General features: G+C 54.7%; 19 protein-coding genes. 2 read left to right on the forward strand and 17 right to left on the reverse strand.

The genetic code is table 11. From position 1 onward, the window contains the following. Positions 1-60: 60 nt before the first annotated feature. From J2Z70_RS09175 to J2Z70_RS09190, 4 genes are all read right to left on the reverse strand, one after another. A complete protein-coding gene (locus tag J2Z70_RS09175; protein WP_425355106.1) occupies positions 61-1,335 on the reverse strand; it encodes a dihydroorotase in 1,275 nt (424 codons plus the stop codon). A 115-nt stretch (positions 1,336-1,450) separates the two neighbouring features. Further along, the gene (locus tag J2Z70_RS09180; protein WP_209871870.1) at positions 1,451-2,359 is read right to left on the reverse strand and encodes an aspartate carbamoyltransferase catalytic subunit; all 909 of its coding nucleotides are present in this window, start codon (positions 2,357-2,359) and stop codon (positions 1,451-1,453) included. 2 nt (positions 2,360-2,361) lie between these two features. Continuing rightward, entirely contained in the window at positions 2,362-2,943 is a 582-nt protein-coding gene (pyrR, locus tag J2Z70_RS09185) for a bifunctional pyr operon transcriptional regulator/uracil phosphoribosyltransferase PyrR (protein WP_036724239.1), read from the reverse strand. Positions 2,944-3,563: 620 nt separating this feature from the next. Then, a complete protein-coding gene (locus J2Z70_RS09190) occupies positions 3,564-3,800 on the reverse strand; it encodes a hypothetical protein (RefSeq protein ID WP_209871873.1) in 237 nt (78 codons plus the stop codon). Between the two features lie 170 nt (positions 3,801-3,970). Here J2Z70_RS09190 and J2Z70_RS09195 point away from each other — a divergent pair, with 170 nt between their 5' ends. Continuing rightward, positions 3,971-4,531 carry a GNAT family N-acetyltransferase gene (locus J2Z70_RS09195; RefSeq protein ID WP_245368117.1) on the forward strand — a complete coding sequence of 187 codons (561 nt, stop codon included), beginning with the start codon at positions 3,971-3,973 and terminating at the stop codon, positions 4,529-4,531. 415 nt (positions 4,532-4,946) lie between these two features. Here the strand turns inward: J2Z70_RS09195 and J2Z70_RS09200 are convergent, their stop codons facing one another. The 3 genes from J2Z70_RS09200 to lspA form a co-directional block, all read right to left on the reverse strand. Further along, complete coding sequence (locus tag J2Z70_RS09200; protein ID WP_209871876.1) at positions 4,947-6,200, reverse strand: LL-diaminopimelate aminotransferase; 1,254 nt, start codon at positions 6,198-6,200, stop codon at positions 4,947-4,949. Positions 6,201-6,301: 101 nt separating this feature from the next. After that, positions 6,302-7,276 (reverse strand): RluA family pseudouridine synthase, encoded by a 975-nt coding sequence (locus J2Z70_RS09205; protein ID WP_036724243.1) that lies wholly within the window; start codon positions 7,274-7,276, stop codon positions 6,302-6,304. Continuing rightward, positions 7,269-7,772, reverse strand: a complete 504-nt coding sequence (gene lspA, locus J2Z70_RS09210) for a signal peptidase II (protein WP_076075971.1) — start codon at positions 7,770-7,772, stop codon at positions 7,269-7,271. The genes J2Z70_RS09205 and lspA overlap by 8 nt, the downstream gene beginning before the upstream one ends. A 256-nt stretch (positions 7,773-8,028) precedes the next feature. Here lspA and J2Z70_RS09215 point away from each other — a divergent pair, with 256 nt between their 5' ends. Then, on the forward strand, positions 8,029-8,757 hold the full coding sequence (locus tag J2Z70_RS09215; protein WP_209871880.1) for a TraR/DksA C4-type zinc finger protein: 729 nt from the start codon (positions 8,029-8,031) through the stop codon (positions 8,755-8,757). Between the two features lie 368 nt (positions 8,758-9,125). Here the strand turns inward: J2Z70_RS09215 and J2Z70_RS09220 are convergent, their stop codons facing one another. The 10 genes from J2Z70_RS09220 to J2Z70_RS09265 form a co-directional block, all read right to left on the reverse strand. Beyond that, positions 9,126-9,410: a DUF5665 domain-containing protein gene (locus J2Z70_RS09220; protein WP_209872489.1), complete on the reverse strand. Its 285-nt coding sequence runs from the start codon at positions 9,408-9,410 to the stop codon at positions 9,126-9,128. Between the two features lie 450 nt (positions 9,411-9,860). Then, entirely contained in the window at positions 9,861-12,953 is a 3,093-nt protein-coding gene (ileS, locus tag J2Z70_RS09225) for an isoleucine--tRNA ligase (protein WP_209871883.1), read from the reverse strand. Positions 12,954-14,128: 1,175 nt separating this feature from the next. Next, on the reverse strand, positions 14,129-15,181 hold the full coding sequence (pseI, locus tag J2Z70_RS09230; RefSeq protein ID WP_209871886.1) for a pseudaminic acid synthase: 1,053 nt from the start codon (positions 15,179-15,181) through the stop codon (positions 14,129-14,131). Beyond that, complete coding sequence (pseH, locus tag J2Z70_RS09235; protein ID WP_209871889.1) at positions 15,159-15,731, reverse strand: UDP-4-amino-4,6-dideoxy-N-acetyl-beta-L-altrosamine N-acetyltransferase; 573 nt, start codon at positions 15,729-15,731, stop codon at positions 15,159-15,161. Before pseH ends, pseI begins: the two co-directional genes overlap by 23 nt. Then, the gene (pseG, locus tag J2Z70_RS09240) at positions 15,703-16,797 is read right to left on the reverse strand and encodes a UDP-2,4-diacetamido-2,4,6-trideoxy-beta-L-altropyranose hydrolase (protein WP_209871892.1); all 1,095 of its coding nucleotides are present in this window, start codon (positions 16,795-16,797) and stop codon (positions 15,703-15,705) included. Before pseG ends, pseH begins: the two co-directional genes overlap by 29 nt. A 17-nt stretch (positions 16,798-16,814) precedes the next feature. Then, positions 16,815-17,609 carry an SDR family NAD(P)-dependent oxidoreductase gene (locus J2Z70_RS09245; RefSeq protein ID WP_209871895.1) on the reverse strand — a complete coding sequence of 265 codons (795 nt, stop codon included), beginning with the start codon at positions 17,607-17,609 and terminating at the stop codon, positions 16,815-16,817. 4 nt (positions 17,610-17,613) lie between these two features. Continuing rightward, positions 17,614-18,525 carry an aldo/keto reductase gene (locus tag J2Z70_RS09250; RefSeq protein ID WP_209871898.1) on the reverse strand — a complete coding sequence of 304 codons (912 nt, stop codon included), beginning with the start codon at positions 18,523-18,525 and terminating at the stop codon, positions 17,614-17,616. 23 nt (positions 18,526-18,548) lie between these two features. Further along, on the reverse strand, positions 18,549-20,345 hold the full coding sequence (locus J2Z70_RS09255; RefSeq protein WP_342593004.1) for an N-acetylneuraminate synthase family protein: 1,797 nt from the start codon (positions 20,343-20,345) through the stop codon (positions 18,549-18,551). Further along, positions 20,342-21,538 (reverse strand): UDP-4-amino-4,6-dideoxy-N-acetyl-beta-L-altrosamine transaminase, encoded by a 1,197-nt coding sequence (gene pseC, locus J2Z70_RS09260; protein WP_209871901.1) that lies wholly within the window; start codon positions 21,536-21,538, stop codon positions 20,342-20,344. Before pseC ends, J2Z70_RS09255 begins: the two co-directional genes overlap by 4 nt. Further along, the gene (locus J2Z70_RS09265; RefSeq protein ID WP_209871904.1) at positions 21,535-22,500 is read right to left on the reverse strand and encodes a dTDP-glucose 4,6-dehydratase; all 966 of its coding nucleotides are present in this window, start codon (positions 22,498-22,500) and stop codon (positions 21,535-21,537) included. The genes pseC and J2Z70_RS09265 overlap by 4 nt, the downstream gene beginning before the upstream one ends. Between the last annotated feature and the right edge of the window lie 5 nt (positions 22,501-22,505).

Genomic DNA, 22,505 nt, shown 5'->3' on the forward strand with positions numbered 1-22,505 from the left:
TAGTCTGATTCTTATGTCACAGCCATGCAGCCGGGCTGCATGGGCTACTGCTTACTTCTGTTAAGCCTCACTCCATACGGCTCTGCCGTCTACCCAGGTCTTCACCGGCCAGCCCTTAAGCTTCCATCCGGTAAAAGGTGTATTGTGACCCTTGCTCGCAAACGTGGCCGGGTCTACTTCCTTCTCTTCATTCAAGTCAATCAGGGTCAGATCGGCAGGCGCCCCAACGGTAAGGCTGCCTGTATTCAGTCTGAACACCCGGGCCGGATCAGCGGTCATCCGCTGCACCAGCAGGGACAGATCCCATTTGCCTGGGGCCACAAAAGCGGTATACAGCAGCGGGAAGGCCGTCTCAAAGCCGACGATGCCAAACGGTGCAAGCTGCATGCCTTTGGCTTTCTCTTCCTCGCTGTGCGGGGCATGGTCGGTCACGATGATATCCAGCGTGCCGTCCAGCAGCCCTTCAATGCAGGCCTCAACGTCACGGCGCGAGCGCAGCGGCGGATTCATTTTCCAATTGGCGTCCATGCCCGGAATATCCTCCTCCGAGAGCAGCAGATGATGCGGGCACACCTCGGCGGTCACCTTAATGCCGATTTGCTTCGCCTGGCGGATCAGCCGGACCGATTGCTCGGTGCTGACATGGCACACATGATAGTGAACACCGGTTGCTTCAGACAGCAGAATGTCACGGCCTACATGAATGGCTTCCGACTCGTTCGGAATTCCCTTCAGGCCATGCTTGTCGGCAAAAGTGCCTTCGGCTACCGGCGCTCCTTCCACCAGGGAGTTATCCTCACAGTGGGCAATCACCGGCATATCCAGTTCCTTCGCCAGCTTCATCGCATCCTTCATCATCTGCGCGCTCTGTACGCCTACGCCGTCATCGGTGAAGCCGATCGCTCCCGCTTCCTTCAGTGCCGCAAAATCCGTCAGCTCGCGTCCCAGCTCATTCTTGGTAATGGCCGCATAAGGCAGCACCTTCACAAGCCCCGCTTCACGTGCCTTGTCCTTCACGAGCTGTACGATCTCTGCACTGTCAGTTACCGGGCGTGTATTCGGCATGCAGGCAATCGTTGTGAATCCGCCTTTGGCTGCCGAACGTGCACCGGTCTCAATCGTTTCCTTATGCTCGAACCCCGGTTCGCGCAGATGTACGTGCATATCAATCAGTCCCGGAATCAGCAGCTTGCCTTCCGCTTCAACGATCTCTCCGGCTTCTTCTACCGCCTCAGCGGCATCCTGAATCTTCGAGATAACTCCGTCCTGCACAACAATATGCTTGCGCTCCAGCACGCCTTCTTCGTTCAGTACACTGGCATTTTTGATGATCACGGTTAGGATTCTCCTTTGTGCCTTCCGGCCGCAGCCGTAAGCTCTGTAGTTATTATATAATAAAAATTCATCTTTGTGTATATTTATTAATACGCTTATGTGAGGTTTTTTTCTGCTACTGCAGCGCCCGCTCCATGACAGCCATCCGTACCGGGACTCCGTTCGCCATCTGCGGGAAAATCCGGGACTGGCTGCTCTCCACCACCGCATCGTCGATCTCCACATTGCGGTTAACCGGCGCCGGGTGCATGATGATCGTTGCCGGGTCCAGCCTCGATGCCCGTTCCTCGGTCAGCCCAAAGTGCTCCCGGTACTGCTCGGCCGATAAAATAATGCCAGAAGCATGCCGCTCCAGCTGCACCCTCAGCATCATGACCACATCCGCTTTCAGCGCTTCTTCCATAGACACATATGGAGCGTAGGCCGCAAGCTCAGGAGCCTGCATATTTGCCGGTGCGCAGAACTGCACGCTTGCCCCCATTTTGGTGAGTGCCCAGAGGTTGGACCGCGCTACCCGGCTGTGCATAATATCCCCGATAATCGAGACCTTCAGGCCCTTCAATCCGCCAAAATGCTTGCGCATCGTGTACAGGTCCAGCAGCGCCTGCGTCGGATGCTCGTTGTTGCCGTCCCCGGCATTGATCAGCGGAACGCCTACCTTCTCGGCAAGCTGCTGCAGTACCCCGGCTGGCTTCAGCCGGACCACTCCGGCATCGATGCCCATCGACTCTAGTGTGCGCACTGTGTCGTAGATGGACTCGCCCTTCTCGACACTGGAAGCCGCAGCCGTGAAGTTCAGTACTTGCACACCCAGGCGTTTCTCAGCCATCTCGAAGGAAAAGCGGGTTCTCGTACTATTCTCGAAGAACATATTGGCAACAAAATGGGCTCTCAGCACCGGCGTGAGCTTCTCGCTCTGATGATCCCAGTAGGCTGTTCTGTCTAACAGCTGGGTAATCTCCGACTCCGCCAGCTCCTTCATCCCCAGCAGACTGCGTTCCTTCACCTTAGTTGCCGTCATCATTGTTATCGTTCCTCCCGGTTTGAAATAATGTACACCTCGTCCTTGCCGTCGTATTCGCTCAGGGACACTTCAATCTGCTCATGCCTGGAGGTAGGTACGTTCTTGCCGATATAGTCGGGGCGGATCGGCAGCTCCCGGTGGCCTCGGTCAGCCAGTACAGCCAGCTGGATCATCCGGGGCCGTCCGCAATCCATCAGCGCATCCATTGCCGCGCGGATCGTTCTTCCGGTGTACAATACATCGTCGAACAGGATCACTTTCTTGTCCCGGGTGCCGCTGGTGCCCGGAGGCAGGATCAGGTTGCTGTTGACAACCGTCTTGTCCATCGCTTCCCGGTTGTTCCCGCCGCCTTCGCGGTCATCGCGGTAATGGGTAATGTCCAGCTCCCCGTAAGGGATGTCTACGCCCTCAATTTCCTTAATGCGCTCCGCGATCCGCTGAGCCAGGTAGATCCCCCGGGTCCGGATGCCGACCAGCAGGCAATTCTCGATACCCTTGTTTTTCTCCAAAATCTCATGTGCAATGCGTGACAGTGCCCGGCGAATCGCCGTTTCGTCCATAATGACATTTTTTTCAGTAACCATCCTCTTTGCCATCCCCCTGCTTGATCGCCTGTTCAAGTTCCCCGGATAACTAAAAAACTCCTTGCCCAAAGCAGGCAAGGAGTGAAATCCGCAGATTCAAAAAGATGGCGTGTCCGCGCGCATAAAAAGACCCTCCGTACTCCTACGGATTCCTTCTTTCATGACGCGAACCTCGATTCACGTTACCTTGCCAGCCTCACGGGACTGAATTAAAGGCGCTATTCAACTATAGGGAATTATGACAGATGGATGGGGGGATGTCAAATTATATTCGTGGGCGTGGTGAGGGGGAGCGGCGGGAGCAGGCTACATTTAGGTGAAGGGCGCGGCTGCGGTGATTTTGGACTTTCGGCCGCTGTTATGTTTGGATTTCCTGATTATTACCGCAGCAGCGGTAGAAATCCAAACATAAAGGCGGACGCTCCGCTCCTGCAGTTCCAAAATCCCCTCCGCCGCTTCCACCTAAACGGTGCAAGGGACAAGGACTTGCCATCCCCCTTGGGGGAGGGGCAGGCAGTGGGGGCACTATGGCGCTGCGCTGATAGTGCGGACTACACAACTGCAGAATGCAGGAATTGCACTAATGGCACAAGCCACCGCATCAGCGGGAATATGCCGGCTCATTTAAAAAAAGTGACCGCCACAATCAAACTTAGTAACAACACGGGGATACCGTAGACAATCATGTATCCTATATATTTCACGGGTCCGGGAAGGCTGGATAGATCAACTCGCCGAAAAGGCCCCCCGCCTTCGATCACCTGCTGAGGCAGCAATTGTTCATCAATATAACCGTTACTGCCTTCAGCAATATCAGCTTTCTTACGGGTTTCAGCATGTGCAGGTATTGTATTCATCTTCTCTCTCCTAATGGAAATATAATGTCATACAAAATCCAATAGCCCAAGAGTCTGATTATTAGTTCTTATATTATACCATTTTTTTACACATACATTCTACCCTGATTTCGTTCCAGCCCCTGCTCTGTTATGATAAAACTGGAATGAAGCTGGAGGCGAATACAATCATGAACATGGAGTTTATTACTATAGAAGAATGGGATGAAGCGTGGTGGGGGCGGATGGAGCAGGTTTATCATGAGGCTTTTCCCAGCGGGGCTAAGACGGACGCGATACTGCGCAGTATGCTGAACCGGGGGATTGGTTACTTACATGCGGGGGTGCATCAGGGGGTGGTTGTCGCGATGGCTGTTACTGGCGTTGTGGGACAAGCTGCGGACAAGATCCTGATTATCGATTACCTGGCGGTGGATAAGGCATTGCGCGGGGAGGGAACGGGGACTTGGATGCTGGAGCAGATCAAAGCTTGGGCTGTGCAGGAACATGGCATCCGGGGAATCATCATCGAAGCGGAATCGGGGGCTACGGCATCGCACAAGGAACGTATTCATTTCTGGGAGCGGAACGGGTTCGTCCTGACCTCCTATGTGCATCAATATCGAATGGTACCGGAGCCTTATCAGGCCATGATACTGCCGCTGGGTAGATCGGTGAATGTGCCGGATGACGGCGAAGCGCTGTTTCGGTACATTAATGCTTTCCATCGGGTTGCTTACCGGAAAGGATAGGCTGCACTGATGCTTTACTGATGCACTAATGTTGCACATTATGCAGGAATTCTTCCGCTTAACTAAGCTGCTGGGCCAATTGTTGCAGTTTTTGCAGGATTCATGCCAAATAGTTATCTTCACCGAATGGATTGTTGCAAAAAGTGCAGGATTTGCGTGTCCGGGCTTGGTTTGAGCGGTGCGAGGTTGCAATTTGTGCAACAAATTGGGGCGGGTGGCCGGGTCAGGCCAGGCGATCACCATAGTAAATAGACGGCGACCAAGTGGAAACGGCATTGCCGTCCTTTTAAAGGACGGTACCGTTTCAGCGAGAAATAGAAGGATAAGTTATCGTGTGCAACATATAAATCCTCGCTTATATTTAAATAAAAACCGCCGCAGATTGCTCTGCAGCGGCTCCCATTCCAACCAAAACTTAAAATTCAAATTCAACGTCGCTCAGACGTCTTTGGATTTCGGAGATGACACGTTTCTCTTCTTCCTCACCCTTGGCCACGAAGGTCACGGAGAAACGCACGAACGCGCCTGCATCATCCCAAGGCACGGTGGAGATGAGCTTCTCGCGGATCAGGAACTGCGAGAAATCCTCGCCGGATTCGAAACGGCGTCCGCCCTTGACGCCCTTAGGTGCGGCTACATACAGGAAGAAGGAGCCCTTCGGCTTCTCGGCCTTGAAGCCCAGGCTGTTCAGCGCATCCACCAGCATGTTGTGGCGGCGGGAGTATTTGGCGGCAATCGCTTCGGTAATCTCAGGACGAGAGAGGCCGTAAGCGGCAGCTTTTTGAATGGCGATGAACTGGCCGGAATCATTGTTGTCCTTCACATCACTGAACGCCTTCACGATCAGCGGGTTGCCGGCCACGAAGCCGATTCTCCAGCCGGTCATGTTATAGGACTTGGACAGGGAATGCAGCTCAACGCCAACATCCTTGGCACCAGGCACGGACAGGAAGCTCAGCGGCTTCACGCCGTCATACGTTAGTGCAGCATAAGGTGCGTCATGGATGACGACTACATCATATTTTTTGGCCCAGGCCACTACTTCGCTGAAGAATTCAGGTGTGGCACTTGCACCGGTAGGGTTGTTCGGATAATTGAGGTAGAGCAGCTTCGCCTTGCGGGCTACCTCTTCAGGAATGGAGCTCAGGTCAGGCAGGAAGTTGTTCTCCTTCTTCAGCTCCACAGAGTAGACTTGTCCTCCCAGATACTTGGTATGGGTGCCCAGCACCGGATAGCCCGGAATGGTCATGATCGTGATGTCGCCCGGATTAATGAATACGGATGGCAGCATAGCCAGTGCAGGCTTCGAGCCGATGGAATGCACGATTTCCGTTACAGGGTCAATTCCGTCCACCTGAAAAACTTCTTTAAGATACACAGCCGCAGCCGCCTTAAATTCAGGAATACCGTTATCGGAGTAACCGCGGTTCTCTTCCTTAGCCGCTTCCAGCGCAAGTCTGGACACGATGCCTTCATCTGCCATTTCGTCCGGCTCACCGACGCCCATGTCGATCAGTTCAATGTTCGGAAAATCCTGCTTCGCCGAAGCTTTGGCGCGCTTGATTTTCTCAAATTTGTAGATGGAGGTGTCCTTGCCGTATCCTTCGCCGCCGATGCGGTCTGCAAAATTCGTCTGAATGAATGTCGCCTGATATTGTTCAATGCTCATAATCTTCTATTCATCTCCTGGGCCTATATTGTGAAGCTATGCTCTTAATATGACGCAAATCCGGCCTGTGTACCATGGATTTATAATCTATTGATTTGTACTTATCTGCTGCGCAGCGTAAATAGAAGCTCTTCCATATCCGCCGGAATCGGTGCGCTGAACTCCTTGTACTCGCCTGTAGAAGGATGTACAAAACCGAGTACCGCTGCATGAAGGGCTTGTCCGTTCATAGTAGTTCCCTTGCTGCGCCCGTAGACCGGATCACCCACCAGCGGATGGCCGATGAATTTCATGTGAACACGGATCTGGTGCGTGCGTCCTGTCTCAAGCTGAAGCTCCAGCAGTGTGCAGTCACCGAACCGCTCCAGCACGGTAAAATGCGTCACGGAGCGCTTGCTGTTCTTCTCGGTTACGGTATACAGCTTGCGGTCATGCGGATCACGGCCGATTGGAGCATCTACGGTTCCCTTGTCATGAGACAGATTGCCGTGCACCACTGCGATATAGCGGCGGGTCACGCTGTGCTCCTTAAGCTGGGCGGACAGCGAAGCATGACTGGCGTCATTTTTGGCCGCCATAATCAGACCAGAGGTATCCTTGTCGATCCGGTGGACAATGCCTGGACGAATCTCGCCGTTAATACCGGACAGATCCTTGCAGTGATACATCAGCGCATTGACCAGAGTGCCGGAGGGATGCCCTACTGCCGGATGCACGACCATGCCGCGCGCCTTGTTCACCACAATCACATCACTGTCTTCATAAGCCACTTCAATTGGGATATCCTGTGCGATCAGGTCCGTAACCTCGGGTTCCGGCACCGTAACGGTTACCTTATCGCCTTCATTCAGCTTGTAGTTCGCTTTGACCGGCGAGCCGTTCACCACAACATGGCCGCTGCCGATCCATAGCTGAACCTGGGAGCGCGAGATCTCGTCTTCCAAGGCCTCTGTAACGTATTTATCAATCCGCTCCCGCGCATTGCCCTCGGCAACGATCCATTCGGTGACGTCTCTTTCTTCCTCGAGGGCGCCTGAATCCGCCAGCTCTGTGACGTCTTTGTTCAAATCATTCATTCCCTTCTTTGACTTCCTGTGATTCCTTCACCTCGGTGACTTCCTGTTCGCCTTTCACTTCCAGCAGCGTGTCCAGAATAATCAGGCCCACCCCGACCACGATACAGGAATCGGCCACGTTGAAGATCGGGAACGTATAGCTTCCGAAATTGAACATGAGGAAATCCACAACCTCACCGTTAAGAATCCGGTCCAGGAAGTTGCCGATCGCTCCGCCAAGGACAAGCGCCAGCGCGGTAGGCAGCAGCTTGCGGGTCTTGCGGGCCTTGTTCAGGTACCAGACGATTCCGCATACAACGATTACTGTAATCACAATGAAGAACCACTGCTGCCCCTCCAGAATTCCGAAGGCGGCTCCACGATTGCGGTGTGACGTAATAATGAAGAAATCCTTGATTACCGGAATTTGCTCTGCGAGCTCCAGCCGGGTGGCAATCAGATATTTGGTACCCTGGTCAATCAGAAATACAATTAGCGCAATCAGAAAGTACACCACAGAAGTTGTCACTCCGTTCTTATTTTTCCCGCGGCTACGCGGTACGAATACTGTATAAAGACTTGTATATTGTAGCACAGGCCTCAAGAACCCGTCTATTGCATGACCAGGTAAGCCGGTTAAGTCAGGGCACTATTTGCCATCGCTAAAAAGGGGCCCCGGAGGCCAAGCTATCCGTACAAGCGGAACCGGCTTTGCCGTCTTTTTAAAGGACGGTACCGTTTCAGCGATTAGCTACCGAAAGGAGCTCACAGCAATGAGCCATCTGACACCACAGCAGCTCTCCGGGCTGCGTACTGCTCTCCTGCAGCAGCAGGAGGATATCAAGCACAGGCTAAGCAATAGCGGACAATACGGACTGCAGGAGGCTATGCGGGACAACACCGGCGAGCTGTCCGAAATTGATAACCATCCCGGCGATGCTGCCACAGAGCTGTATAACCGTTCCATGGATATCTCCCTGCTGGAGCGCGATGAGCATGAGCTGGACGATATTGAAGCTGCCCTGCAGGCGATGGATGAAGGAACCTACGGCGTATGCATAGTCAGCGGCGAACCGATTCCCTACGAGCGCCTGGCCGCCCTTCCCTCCACCCGCTACACGAAAGAGCATGCTCCCCGCCAGAGTGCTCCATTCACCCGTCCGGCCGAGGAAGAGCTGCTGTCTCCGCCGTTTGGCCGCACCAGTCTGGATGAGCGGGACGACCAGAACGGCTTCGATGGCGAGGATGCCTGGCAGATCGTGGAGAGCTGGGGCAACTCCGATTCGCCGGCCATGGCAGATGGGAACAACATCGGCTCCTACAATGATATGGAGATCGAAGCGGACGAAACCGAGGGCTTCGTGGAGCCCTGGGAGAATTTCGTGGCCACCGACATTTCGGGCAATCATCTGATGATTATCAAGGGCAACAGCTACCGCCATTACATGGACGACGAGGAAGGCGACTACCTGCTGGACCCGACTCGAAAAGAACGGAAATAGATCAGCTGGCACAGCAAATGAGCACAAACCATGCCCAGCTAATGTTGCTTGGCAATGGTTAGGAATGATCCGATGAGAGAGTTGGATTGGCTTAATTGCACTTTGTACAAGTAAAACATCTGATTTATACGCGATATCCTGTTTAGTTGCATTCCGTACATTTAAAAAGCCTTGTACTCTAAGTTCGGTCCTCTTTAGGCAAATTTAGTTGTACAGATTACAGTTATCTGTTTAAAGCAGGCTATTTTGCTGCATTTAGGTGTACATTTTACAACTATCCCTGTGCTTGTCTTGGAACCCTGTTCCATTTCCTTCTATTCGCAATCGCAAGGCCCCACATTGTGGGGTTATTTCAGGTTCAGCCGCACTCAGAACGTCTTCAGCTCCAGCTGATGCTGGACAATCCGCACAATGTCCGCGATATAGTCGCCGATGATCGGCAGATTCAGCGCACCCAGCACCTGAAGCACATAAATAATCGTCGCCGCAAAAAAAGTGAACCCGAGCGCAATCCCCAGCCCCCTGGCTGTTCCGGAGAGAATGTTCAGCCAGATCAGCCGGAACGGGGAATGCAGCAGCTCGGTATATTCCGAGATTCGTGACTTCTCCATCTGTTGAGCCAGACTCGTGGTCATCCGGTACAAGGCGTTCAGCTTCTCTTCCGGGGGAAGATCGGCCGGATCGACGGCTGCTGTAACAGCCGCTGTAGGCTTAGGAGGGGAAGCGGTCGGCTGACTTTTCTCAGGATATTCTGCGCCCGGATCTGTCTTGCCCGATGGTTGGCCTGCTCCAGAATGCGTGGGCTTCTGCTCATGCTGTGCTTCCTCCCTGTTATTCCCTCTGTCCGTGGTTCTGATCGAAATTCTGCCCGGCCCTTCCGGCTGCTTCGGCTGCTCCGCAGGAATCTTCCCGTTGTTCCATCCGCCCATGCCCCTGCACCTCCTGTTGTCTATACGCCGCAAAACAAACGAGCCCGGTCAAAGAGAATTCTCTCTTCAAGCACAGGGCTCGTCATTTGCATTCTAACCCGTGGAAACTTTCTTTGCGGCTAGTATATGCCATACATGGACAAGTAATGCAGGAAATGCGCGGCCGCTCCGGAGTTAAGCGCCGATATGAATACCGATACTCTTGCCGCCGGCATCCACGGTCTCATAGGTATACTCTCCGTCAAAATCAACCGTAGTCACCAGTACATTCTCACGCAGCACATGCTCGAATGCGGTCACCGCCGCCTTCAGCTCGTCATCGACATGCAGGGTCAGCGCAACCCGCTTGTCGATCGGCAGGTCCAGACGTTTGCGGTAATCCTGCACCGCACGTACGACTTCGCGTACCCAGCCTTCCTGTACCAGCTCCGGCGTGATTTCCGTGTTCAAGGCCACGGTCAGTCCATAGCCGGAAGCGGAGGCAAAGCCTGGTTTGGCCTGCTTCTCAACCAGCAGCTCCTCGGACGTAATCTGCAGCTCTTCTCCGTCCGGTGACACAATGGCGATAACGCCTTCTTGCACTGCTTTGCGGGTAGCGTCACTATCCATCGCTTTGAGGAAGCCTTGCAGGAAGCCGACGCTCTTGCCGTATTTCTTACCCGCCACCTTCAGGTTCAGCTTCAGGGTGAAGTCTACGAAGCCGCTGTCGCTGTGCTCGATGACGATATTTTTGACGTTGATCTCTTCTTTGATCAGCTCTTCATAATCCGCCACGTTGAAGTCGTCCGGAGTGGAGGCAATCAGCTCGGACAACGGCTGGCGGGTCTTGATGCCGCTCTCGTTGCGGACGTTACGGGCCAGCTCGACGATGCCGCGGGCGTACTCCATATCTTTTTCCAGAGCAAGGTCGATCAGGTTCTCATCCGCTGCCGGATAGTCTGCCAGATGCACACTCTCTCCGCCGCCCAGGTTCGTGAAGATATCCTCGGACAGCATCGGGGTGAATGGAGCCATCAGCTTGGCTGTGGTCAGCAGGACATGCGTAAGGGTGCGGTAAGCATCCAGCTTCTCTTCGCCCAGCCCGCTGCCCCAGAACCGGTCACGGGAACGGCGGATGTACCAGTTGCTCAGCTCATCCACGAAGTTCTCAATGGCCTTGGAGGTGTTCACGAAATCATTCACAGCCAGCCCTTTATCCACCAGCACGATCAGGCTGTTCAGGCGGGACAGAATCCAGCGGTCGAGCTTATGCTCAGACACCTTGAACGTGTGATCCGCAGGATCATAGCCGTCGATTCCGGCGTACAGCGTTAGGAAGGCATGCGTGTTCACCAGAGTGTCCACTACCTTGGACTTCGTCTCCCCGACCAGACCGCGCGAGAACCGCTTGTTGTTCCACGGCGCACTGTCAGACAGAATGGCCCAGCGGAAGGCATCCGTGCCGTATTCGTTCATGATCTCCCAAGGGTCGATGACATTGCCTTTGGATTTGGACATCTTCTGGCCGTTCTCATCGAAAATATGGCCGTGGGCGATAACCGCCTTGTACGGCGCCTTGCCTGTGAACAGGGTCGATACTGCCAGCAGGCTGTAGAACCAGCCGCGCGTCTGGTCGATCCCTTCGCAGATCATATCTGCCGGATACTGGTCCTCGAACCGGTCTTGATTCTCGAACGGGTAATGACTCTGGGCGAACGGCATCGAGCCGCTGTCGAACCAGACGTCGATCACTTCCGGGGTGCGGACCATGACGCCGCCTTCGCTGAACGGGCTGCGCAGCTGGATATTATCCACATACGGCTTATGCAGCTCGATATCCTCAGCGACCTCGCCGATGGCCATCGCTCTCAGCTCGGCGATGCTGTGCGGTGCGAATTCCTTGCCGGTATCCTGGCAGACCCATACGTTAAGCGGTGTACCCCAGTAGCGGTTACGGCTGATATTCCAGTCCACCAGCTCCTCCAGGAACTTGCCGAAGCGGCCTTCGCGCACATGGTCCGGGTACCAGTCCACACTGTTATTGTTGGCAATCAGCTGATCCTTGATTGCTGTCGTCTGGATGAACCAGCTGTCTGTTGCGTAATAGAGCAGCGGGGTGTCGCAGCGCCAGCAGAACGGATAGCTGTGCTCGTATTTCTCTTTGTGGTAGAGCAGGCCGCGTTCAGACAGCACCTTCACAATATCAAGGTCACATTCCTTCACGAACCGTCCGGCAAAATCACTCACTACATCCGTGTATTTCCCGGAAGCATCCACTACATTCACGAAGCTGATCCCATTCTCGCGGCAGCTCTTATAGTCGTCTTCCCCGTGAGCCGGAGCCATATGTACGATCCCGGTACCGCTGGAGTCCGTTACAAAAGAGGCTCCGACAATCACATTATGCTTCTCTGCCTTGATATAACCGAACGGCGGTGTGTAGCTCTGGCCGATAAAGTCAGCGCCTGTGTGTGTAGACAGGATGGTGTACTCGCCCTTCAATACTTCGTCCACCAGATTCTTAGCCAGTACATACACGCCGTCTTCCTGCTGCGCACGCACATATTCCATAGCCGGATTCATCGCCAGCGCCATGTGCGCCGGAAGCGTCCAAGGCGTAGTCGTCCAGGCCAGCACATAGTCGCCGCTGCCGTCCAGCTTGAACTTGGCGGTGGCACTCAGATCCTTAACGGTCTTATATCCCTGGGCTACTTCATGGGAGCTGAGGGTCGTCTGGCAGCTCGGGCAGTACGGGCTAACGCGGTGCCCCCGGTACATCAGGCCTTTCTCATGAACCGTAGCCAGGATGTTCCACACACTCTCGATATACGTATTGTCCAGTGTTACATACGGATGATCCAGATCTGTCCAGTAGCCGATCGCTTCCGTGAACTCGCGCCACTGCTTCTCATAGCCGAATACACTTTCCTTGCATTCCTTGATGAACTTCTCCACACCATATTCTTCGATATCCTGCTTGCCGGAGATGCCAAGCTTCTTCTGCACTCCGAGCTCTACCGGCAGGCCGTGCGTATCCCAGCCCGCTTTGCGGATGACGCGGAAGCCCTTCATGGTCTGGTAGCGGCCGATAAAATCCTTGATGACCCGGCCCAGCACGTGCCCGATATGCGGCACCCCGTTCGCGGTCGGCGGCCCTTCATAGAACACATAGTTCGGGCGTCCCTCGCGGTTCTCCATCGAGCGGCGGAATGTGTCCTCCTCACTCCACTTTTTCAAGATCCGGACATCTCTGGCCCGGGCTTTTTCTTTGACGTCTACCTTATGCATGATGGTCAATCCCTTCGTTTAGTCTTAAACTGTATCGGATTACATCCGAGCCTTCTTTTTAAAAGATTTTAAAGCTTGCAAGCGTAAACCGTTGCGAGATTTTAAAGATTTTCGATCCCTCCCAAACCCTCCCTTCGCCAAGGGAGGGCCCCAAGGGCGCTGCCCTCTGGACACCCGAAATAAGTGCATCGTGCGAGGAGCAGTGTCAGTGGACGGGAAGGATTACTTCGACGGGGTCCTCGGCCCTTCTTAGGCTGCCCTGACGGGTACGCCTGCGGGGCCTTAACCGCGCTAATGCAGCATGAATCTTTAAACCCAGGCCCACTGAAGGTTGGATGAAAAGAAGCCACACCAACCGAGTAGGTCAGTCCTAGCGGACCGCAGAGCCGTTATATTCAAGAAAACAGCACTTTTGGCGAACTAACGGACCCAGTCGACCTTATTGTCCTACTAAGAACCATCTAGAAGCGAATTTTCCGGTAATAAGGGCTGTGGGGTCCTTTACTTGCCCTAATAGTAGCTTTCTTCCAGAATAAGGGCTCCTCAGTCCGTTACACCGTCCGCGCTGTGCCTGGGGTTCTTGCCGGGGGCTCTTGGCCCATTGCTCGGGGCGCTGTTGAGGCCCCGCAGGCGTACCCGATAGGGCAGCCTAAGAAGGGCCGGTCCTACGCCGAACAAATCCCCCCCCTTCCGCGGACGCCTCTCCAACCTCGATAAGCACTTGCCTGCGGGTGTCCAGAGGGCGGCCAGCCCTTGGGGTCCCCCTTGGAAGGGGGATTTAGGGGGATCTCTGACGATTTAGGGGGATGCCCACCACACAAAAAGGCGCCGCCCCGCCCCCAAAGGGGCGAGACAGCGCTCGCGATACCACCCTAATCTGCACTGCACGCACATCCTAAGGGTGTGGATTCAGTACAATCTCAGTCCGCAGGCAATAGACAACCTTGCGGGTCCGGGATAACGTCCGGCAGACGGCGGAGCCTACGCACGTATACACGCTTCAGCTTAGCTTCTAGGGGAGGATCTTCGGGTAAGGCGTGAACGATCGGCTCGCAGCAAGCACCGACTCTCTGGAGAACGTTACCTTATCGTACTTGTCCCGTCATCGAATTTAGACTCAATGGATACAGATATGTTCTAGTTATAGACGTTTTCGCCCCAATTGTCAAGGCGGATTACAACAGCAGGTCCCAGCTCAGCGGGGTGCCGACGGGCAGATCGGTTCTGAGGCGTTTGCCGAGAAGAAGATCATAGTATTTGGGCGCGAGGCCGTAGCCGGGGCGGATGACTTTGATGTTATCCGCAGTGAGCAGGTCTCCGGCCTTGATGTCCTTGGAGGTATAGACAGATCGTCTGAATTGCAGGGATTTCTCTTCTTCGGGGGTGGGACCGATGGAGATACCCCCGAGTGCCCTCCAGGCCGTATCCGTCTCCCGGACCAGGGAAGCGAATTCTGCCGGCTCCAGGGAGAATGCAGCATCCACGCCGCCTTCCGCACGGTTCAGGGTGAAATGCTTTTCGATCACCGTACTGCCCAGCGCCACGCTTGCCACAGCGGCCCCTACGCCCAGGGTATGGTCGGACAGGCCCACCTGAGCACGGAAGATGTCGCGCAGATACGGAATGGTATTGAGGTTGGTATTCCCGGGCGAAGCCGGATAGCTGCTGGTGCATTTGAGCAGGATATATTCCCGGCAGCCGGCTTCGGTAATGGTGTGGACAGCCTGTTCAATATCGCCAAGCGAGGCCATCCCGGTGGAAATAATCATCGGCTTCCCTTTGGAGGCCACCTTCCGCAATAAGGGAATATCATTATTTTCGAAGGAAGCAATCTTGTAGCAGTCGACGCCGAGGGTCTCCAGGAATTCGAGCGAGGACTCATCGAACGGGGTGCTGAACGGAATCATCCCGAGCGCCCTGCACGAAGCAAAGATAGGCTCATGCCACTCCCATGGCGTATACGCCTCAGCATACAACTCATACAGCGATTTTCCCTTCCACAGTCCATTCGAATCCCCAATCATGAAATCCTTATTCTGCAGATTAAGCGTCATGGTGTCCGGCGTATAGGTCTGGATTTTGAACGCATGTGCGCCAGCCCGGGCGGCGGCCTTAACGATGTCGAGCGCGCGGTCCAGGGACTTATTATGATTACCGGACATCTCCGCGATGACAAAAGGCGGATGCCCGCTGCCGATGGTGCGGTTACCGATCCTGATTTCCTTCATGGCCTGTCGTTGCCTCCTCTGTCAGCCGTAGCCTGTGCTTCTCCCATTGCTCCCGGAATAGGGCCATCAAGACCACATCCACAGGCTGATGATTTCTGATCCGTTGTCTGCCTAGCCTGCCTTCCTCTATGAAGCCTAGCTTGCGGTGATAGGACAAGCTCCGCTGATTGAAATCCAGGATTTGTGCGCACACCTTATTTAGCTGCTCCACCTGGAAAATATGCTCCAGCGCCAAGATTCCCATCATGGTGCCGGAGCCGGGGGGACAGCTCTTGTCCCCTATATAAAAGCCCCATTCACAGGTCTTGTGGACCCTGTCAATCTGTGAGAACTGCACGAAGCCTGCCGGTGTGTCCAGATAGTAACAGATTCGGACCACCCGGCTGGTATCCTCCTCTATAGCATGCATCCAGTTAAGATGCTCTTCCAGCGGAATGATCTCGTCATGATTCATATACGGCCTGATGTGATCGGCATTGCGCCATTCCCATATGAGCCGGCTATGCTCTTGGCCCAGCTTCTCAAGCCTGTAGTCCCTTAGGTCTGCCATAGTCCCCTCCCATAATCCTGTCTATGACCTCATTCCATTTATCCTCGCCCATCAGGCGGAGCGCTTGCTTAGACATGGCCTGTACCTTGGACGGGTCGGCCAGCATAGCCTTAAGCCCCTGCTCAATGGCTTGAGCGGTCACCTCATTACTCTTCCCCAGGCAAAGTGCAGCTCCCTGCGCATGAACCAAGGCCGTGATCTCCCGCTGATTATCCGCCGTAATAATACACAGTGAAGGCAGGCCCAGGTAACAGCGCTCCCAGGTCGTACTTCCGCCTGCTCCGATGGAGAGGTCTGCCTTCTGCATCAAGTCCGCCATGTAATCAATCTGGCAATGGAAGCTGGCCTGTGGCATCGAGTCACATAACGCTGCGATGTCATCCTTGCGGCAGTTCATTCCGCCTGCTACGACATCCAGCTGCAGGTTAGCGAAGGCGGGACTTTGCAGGGCCTGTAAGGCTTTGAGGGTCTCACCCGTAGGATCTGTGCCGCCAAAAAAGACCAGAACCCGGTTTATGCCTCCGTCCCGTTCAGCCAGCCCCAGCTTAGCCGCGCGGAATTCCGGCCGCAGCAGCGTATAGCAGGTGCCTGTCAACTTCGTGCAGTAGGCGGGAAGCAGCCCCTGGTAGCGGTCCCGGGCAGCGGATGGATTGGGGTCCAGCAGCAGATCACACTCATGCGGGCGGTCCGCCAAATCGTCGATGGCCACGATCTTCTTCGCTTTTCCCTGTACCCATGCTTCCCACCGCTTATCAATCCCGTAATGGTCAACAATGAGGCAATCTATAGGAGCAGCTCCCTCCAGCCGCTGAACTGTCTGCAAGGCATCGGTCCGCCAATCCACCTGAAGCCAGAATGCGGCGTACGACGGATCATCCGGAGGCGGCAGCAGCTCCACCGCATAGCCCTGGCCCCTGATATAGTCAGCCAGATTCCCCGGCAGCTCACGGCAAATGAACGTGATCTGCCCGCCTCTGGCGGCGAGCCCGCCTGCAAGTGTCAGGCAGCGCATGATATGGCCCGTGCCCATAGAATACGAGGAATCGGCCCGGATCCATATATTCATTGGATTAGCTGCTGTGCTTACCATGCGGTCCAGCCTCCGTCAACAGAGATATTCTCACCTGTAACATAGCTTGACGCGGCGGAAGCCAGGAATACCATCACTCCCTTTAGATCTTCAGGAGTGCCGATCCTGCCCAGCGGATTCTTCCTCTCCAGCTGCCGTATGAACTGCGAATCGGCTTGAACCGCTGCATTTGGAAAAGGCCCAGGCGATACCGTATTCGCTCTGATTCCATGTTGCCCGAAGTGGCAGGCAATGTAACGGGTAAACTGGCCAATCGCCGCTTTACCGGCCCCGTAATTGGCGGGATTATCCATCCCGCTGTCTCCGTAGACCTCCGGGTTCGGCGAGACCAGCCCATACATCGAGGAGACGTTAATGATGGAGCCTCCTTTTTGTTCAACCATATAGGGCAGGACGGACTTGACACATCTGAAGGTTCCGTTGATCGTCCCGTCCAGCCCGGCCAGCCACTGTTCTTCACTCATGACGGCCAGCTTGGCGGCTGAGCTGAATGCGGCATTATTCACCAGGATATCAATGCTCCCGGCCGCTTCGGCGATGCTCTGAATACATGCTCTGACTGATGCTTCATCCCGGATATCCATTGCAATGCCGAAGCAGGCTGATCCGGTGGTGCGGGCGATCGCCTCAGCGGTCTCCTTGCAGCGCTGACCACTTGAGCTTACCAGATAGACTGACGCGCCAGCCTCAGCCAGCCCCTCTGCTATAGCTGTGCCCAGATAACCAGCCCCTCCGGTCACAACCGCTGTCCGGCCTTGCAGATTGAATAATTCTTGAAGAGTACGCATCCGGTTACTTCCACCTCCTGGGGTCAATGATCTCTACAGGAATATCCGTAAAGGATTCACCAAGCTTCTGCCTCACTCCCCGGCTTAGAGGGGGCAACGCCATCATCCGCAGGTTCTCCTGCACCTGTTCCACCGTCTCGCAACCAATCACCAGCCCGGATATCCCCGGAAGATCCCTCACATAGAGGAAGCACAGCTCTTTAACCGGTATCCCGGTTTCCTCGCTGTACCTGATTAATCGTAACAACGGCTGCTCCGCTTGCTTCAGCCCCGCCGGAAGCTGCTCCGGTGCCATCAGCAGCAGGCCTTGCAGATAGACACTGCGGACGAAGATTTCTATGCCCTTCCGGGCGAGCCGCTCCAGCATTTCATTCGTTATCCATCTCTGGTCCAGCACATTCAGCGGAATTTGAATGCTGTCCAGGTCTTCCTCGCGCATAAAATTCGCAATATCCTCCGCATCATACACGGATACGCCGATTCTGCGGATCAGCTGCTGCTGCTTCAGCTCCTGCAGTATTCGCAGAATTTCGCCGCCCTGGTAAGTCAGATCGAGCGGATCATGCAAGAGACAGACATCCAGCGCAGAGCACTTCAGCCGGGTCAGGGAAGAGCGGACGGAAGCGGTGACGAACCTCCTCCGCGCTTCCTCCGTGTGCAGTCCTAACCGCTGGACGGAAGGGAGCTTCGTCACAATCTGCGGCTTGCTCTGCGGATCTGCATCTTCCAGGCAATCTCCAATGATAGACTCGCTGTCCCCGTATCCGGGTGCGGTATCCAAATAACCGATCCCCGAGGAGAGGGCATATTGGAGCAGCTCATTCCTCTGTTGCACAGAGAGAGTGGCGGCTGTATTCGCAATTCCGTAATTTCCGCCTAACTGGGCTGTACCCAGCACAAGCCTGGCTTTATTCATCATCTTCCTTAGCCTCGCTAACGTTAGGGTCTCTTCTTCAGGGTGGTTGCTTCATTCAGCTCCTTGACCAGCTCCGTATCATCCCGCCATTTCACCTGAATGCCCCTGTTGCGCTCAGCCATCTCAGGGTGGCCCTGCAGGAATGCCTTCAATTCTTCGAAGTACAGCGGTCTTGCCCCCACATCCAGTGCCTGATAGATCGCCTCGAACAGCTCCAGATCCTGAAGCTCATCCATGGTTAACCGCCACTCGGGATGCACCCACTCTGCAGGAAGATCCACAGCATTGATCTTGAAGAGCGTCGGATTGTTGAAAAAGTAAAAGGACAGATACTCCGCATGCGTAAGCGGATTGGAATAGTGCAGCAGCCTTCTCAGCGCTTCAACGGTAAACACATCCCCCACCGTCCCCATGGTCGACTCCTTGGCGTAGGTAAAGTCCGCACCGCTTACCAGATGCCGGTCTATCAGCAGCTGAAGCATCTCCGGGGAGATCGCCGGATTGTCGCCGGTGACCCGGACTACGATATCTGCCTGGGCCGCTTCAGCCACGCTCAGCATTCTTGCAGCCACATTGTCCGGGTCGCCGGTTACCACCTTCACCTGATGGTTCAGGGTGAACGCTGTAAGGGGCTGGTCGTCCGGCAGATCCGAGGTGGCCAGCACCACCTCATAGCCGCCCGGCACAGCCAGACAATTCATCAGGCATCTCTCGATGGCTGGAATGCCGTGAATCTCGCGCAGCGCCTTGCGGCGGAGCCGGGTAGATTTCAATCTACAGATGACGGCGATGCAGATTTTGGGTGCTTTTACCTTCCCGGGCGTGATGGGTGTGTTCGCTGGTATTGCTGCCGTTGCAATCACAGGGAATTGCACCGAAGCATTGCGCGCCATGAGGGCATCCGGCATAGAGGAACGCTTATAGCATATGTTCGCAGGCGTGATCATTTCACCCGGGCGCAGCTCCGTACGGGAGACGATCTTCAGAGAGGAATCCTCCAGATACCTTCTTTCCGATTCCTTAATTTCGAGGCTCCCCAGTACACACTCTGCCCGGCGCAGCTTATCCACCATCCGCCCGAATTCCTCCGGCGTAAGCGCCGAATAATAGTCAATGCCCTTCTCCGCACGGTTCAGGGTGATATGCTTCTCAATGACACTGGCCCCCAGCAGATAGGCATAGACCGGAAGATCGACCGCCATTTCATGATCAGCATCCTCATGGTCCGCGAAGCCCACCTCCAGCTGATAGGTTTGCTTAATATGGGCGATCCGGCTCAGATTGGAATCCTCCGTCCGGGTCGGATAGCCCTGGAAGCCGTGCATCAGCACGATTGGGCCTTTGAAATGACTCCGGATGTAGGATAATTGGGAATCCATCTCTTCCTCCAGCCAGCCGCTTACACCGATAAGTAAGGGCTTATCGAACCTGTGCAGGGCTTCTATCAAGGGGAGCGACTGTAAGACGGTTGTGGGTAATTTCAAGCCGTCTACCTGCGATTCAAGCTCCGCGAGAAGCCCGACACCCCATTCATCATAGACATCTACCCAGACCTCCAGCCCCGCAGCCTTGGCAAGCTGTACCGCCTCCGCCCATTGCTGCTTGCCGATGAACAAATCGATATACGTCTGATAATGGATGAAATCCGGCACCGCTAGGCTGTCGTAATGGAACCATTGAAATTTCACCCCGTTAGCGCCGCTGCGTGCGGCTGCGAGGATCAGCTCCCGCAGCCGGCCGGGGTCGCCCATATGGGCATTGGCAATCTCGGCAATCACTTTTGCCTTGGCCACATTAATCACTCCCTTCTCTATTTTCACTTGGAGTAGTGGCGGATCACCTTCTTGACCGCGGCGACCACATCCATCACATCTTCGGCGTCCATGCCCGCATATAACGGCAGCGTAATGAATTCCTCGTAGCAGCTTTCAGCAACCGGACAGATTCCCTTGCGGAACCCCAAGCTTTCGTAGTACGGATGGAGATAGGCGGGGATGTAGTGGACGTTTACTCCGATGTTCTCCTTTTGCAGCGCCTGAAAGACCGTCTTGCGGGTGGCCTTCAGCTTCGGTAGCTGAAGTCTGACAATGAACAGGTGCCAGCTCGACTCCGCCTCCGGCAGCTGATGCGGCAGAATAAGCTCTTCAGTCCCGCTCAGCTCTTGCAGATATAAGGCGGCAAGCTGCTTGCGCTTCTCAATGAAGCTTCCGATTCTGCGCAGCTGGGAGATACCGAGTGAGGTCTGGATATCTGTAATCCGGTAGTTGTACCCGAGGAATTGCATCTCATAATACCAGGGTCCGTGGTTCTCCCTTAACTTGCGCTCATCCCTGGTGATGCCGTGGGTGCGGAACTGCAGCAGCTTCTCATAATACACCGGGTCATTGGTCGTAATCATTCCGCCTTCTCCCGTTGTTATATGCTTTACAGGATGGAAGCTGAACATGGTCATGTCTCCGATAGCCCCAATGCTTGTATTCTTATATCTTGCACCAAGCGCATGGGCGGCATCTTCGATCACGATCAGATTATGCTCCCGGGCAATCTGCAGAATCTCATCAAGCTGCGCCGGCTGGCCGGTGAAGTGGACCGGGATAATCGCTTTCGTCCGCGCGGTAATGCTCTCCCTGATCCGCTGCGGATCAAGGTTATACGTCCGCGGATCGATATCGGCAAATACCGGTACGCCCCCCTGATACAGCACACAGTTCGCCGTGGCGGCAAACGTCATCGGGGTTGTAATCACCTCATCCCCTTCACCGATTCCGGCGGCATAACAAGCTCCATGCAACGCTGCTGTTCCGCTGGAGAAAGCCACCGCATATTTCGCCCCAGTAAACGCTGCGATCTCTGCTTCGAATTGCTCAATGGCAGGGCCGCTGGTCAAATAATCACTTTGCAACACCTTGACCACGGACTCAATATCCTCGTCATCGATCATCTGTCTCCCATACGGCAAGTAGTGGGCACGTACAGGCTTCCCGCCGTCAATGGCCAGTTTGCTTTTTCTCATGACTGGTTCGGCTCCTTTCGGTGAAAGGTCTCAAGAATCCATTGCTCTGTCCGCCGGATGCCCTCTTGAATGGTAACCTTAGGCGTCCAGGACAATTGCTTCTCCGCCTTGTTGTAATTGCATAACAGCTTCTGGATCTCACTCTGCGGGTGAATATGCGGAACGTGATGGATGGGGGCCTGCCCGTCTGCAATAAGCTCGGCCAATTGATTGACGGTGATATCCTCACCCGTGCCTGCATTGACAATTTCTCCATGCAGCTTATCGCTGTAGCCCGCCTCCACCACGAAATCTGCACAGTCCCCCACGTATAATAGATCCCGTGATTGGGTGCCGTCTCCGTAGATATTCAGCGGCTCGCCTTTTAATTTGCTGTGAATGAAGATCGCCACGACGCCGCCTTCGCCCCCGGTTTTCTGATAGGGACCATAGGTGTTGAACGGTCTTACAACGACCACCGGCAGATCATAAGCGTAGAAATAGGACAGGACCATATTCTCCGCTGCAATCTTGGCACCGGCGTAAGGCGAGGCTGGCTTGATGGGGGATTGCTCGTCAATTCCCTGCTCATCCGTAGCTCTGGCATAGACCATGCAGGTACTCATGAAGACCATCTTCACCTGCTGCTTGCGGCATTCCTCGAGCAGATAGAAGGTGGCAAGCGTATCATTATTGAACGTGGTTTCAGGATCATCAATGCTGTCTTGCACGTTTATGCTTGCCGCCAGGTGGTAGCACAGGTCGAAGGAGGTCTCGCGGAAAAGCTCCTTCAAGGCTGCTCTGTCCTTGAGGTCCATGATCTGCACCTTCTGCAAATGCTCGTTATCCTCATACTCTTTCAGATTATCCAGGGATGAGTTCGCCAGATTATCGATCACCCAGACACTTTGTCCATCCTTTAACAAACGTTCAACGACCCATCTGCCGATGAACCCTGTACCTCCGGTTACGAGTATATTCATAGTAG

Origin of the sequence: Paenibacillus silagei (assembly GCF_017874735.1) — a bacterium.
GTDB lineage: Bacteria > Bacillota > Bacilli > Paenibacillales > Paenibacillaceae > Paenibacillus_AQ > Paenibacillus_AQ silagei.

Bases quoted from the DNA above. Each gene is read 5' to 3' on its own strand.
- J2Z70_RS09180 (WP_209871870.1), bottom strand. From the start codon at position 2,359: ATGATGACGGCAACTAAGGTGAAGGAACGCAGTCTGCTGGGGATGAAG.
- pyrR (WP_036724239.1), bottom strand. From the start codon at position 2,943: ATGGTTACTGAAAAAAATGTCATTATGGACGAAACGGCGATTCGCCGG.
- J2Z70_RS09190 (WP_209871873.1), bottom strand. From the start codon at position 3,800: ATGAATACAATACCTGCACATGCTGAAACCCGTAAGAAAGCTGATATT.
- J2Z70_RS09195 (WP_245368117.1), top strand. From the start codon at position 3,971: ATGAACATGGAGTTTATTACTATAGAAGAATGGGATGAAGCGTGGTGG.
- J2Z70_RS09200 (WP_209871876.1), bottom strand. From the start codon at position 6,200: ATGAGCATTGAACAATATCAGGCGACATTCATTCAGACGAATTTTGCA.
- J2Z70_RS09205 (WP_036724243.1), bottom strand. From the start codon at position 7,276: ATGAATGATTTGAACAAAGACGTCACAGAGCTGGCGGATTCAGGCGCC.
- J2Z70_RS09215 (WP_209871880.1), top strand. From the start codon at position 8,029: ATGAGCCATCTGACACCACAGCAGCTCTCCGGGCTGCGTACTGCTCTC.
- ileS (WP_209871883.1), bottom strand. From the start codon at position 12,953: ATGCATAAGGTAGACGTCAAAGAAAAAGCCCGGGCCAGAGATGTCCGG.
- pseI (WP_209871886.1), bottom strand. From the start codon at position 15,181: ATGAAGGAAATCAGGATCGGTAACCGCACCATCGGCAGCGGGCATCCG.
- pseH (WP_209871889.1), bottom strand. From the start codon at position 15,731: ATGGCAGACCTAAGGGACTACAGGCTTGAGAAGCTGGGCCAAGAGCAT.
- pseG (WP_209871892.1), bottom strand. From the start codon at position 16,797: ATGAATATATGGATCCGGGCCGATTCCTCGTATTCTATGGGCACGGGC.
- J2Z70_RS09245 (WP_209871895.1), bottom strand. From the start codon at position 17,609: ATGCGTACTCTTCAAGAATTATTCAATCTGCAAGGCCGGACAGCGGTT.
- J2Z70_RS09250 (WP_209871898.1), bottom strand. From the start codon at position 18,525: ATGAATAAAGCCAGGCTTGTGCTGGGTACAGCCCAGTTAGGCGGAAAT.
- pseC (WP_209871901.1), bottom strand. From the start codon at position 21,538: ATGAGAAAAAGCAAACTGGCCATTGACGGCGGGAAGCCTGTACGTGCC.
- J2Z70_RS09265 (WP_209871904.1), bottom strand. From the start codon at position 22,500: ATGAATATACTCGTAACCGGAGGTACAGGGTTCATCGGCAGATGGGTC.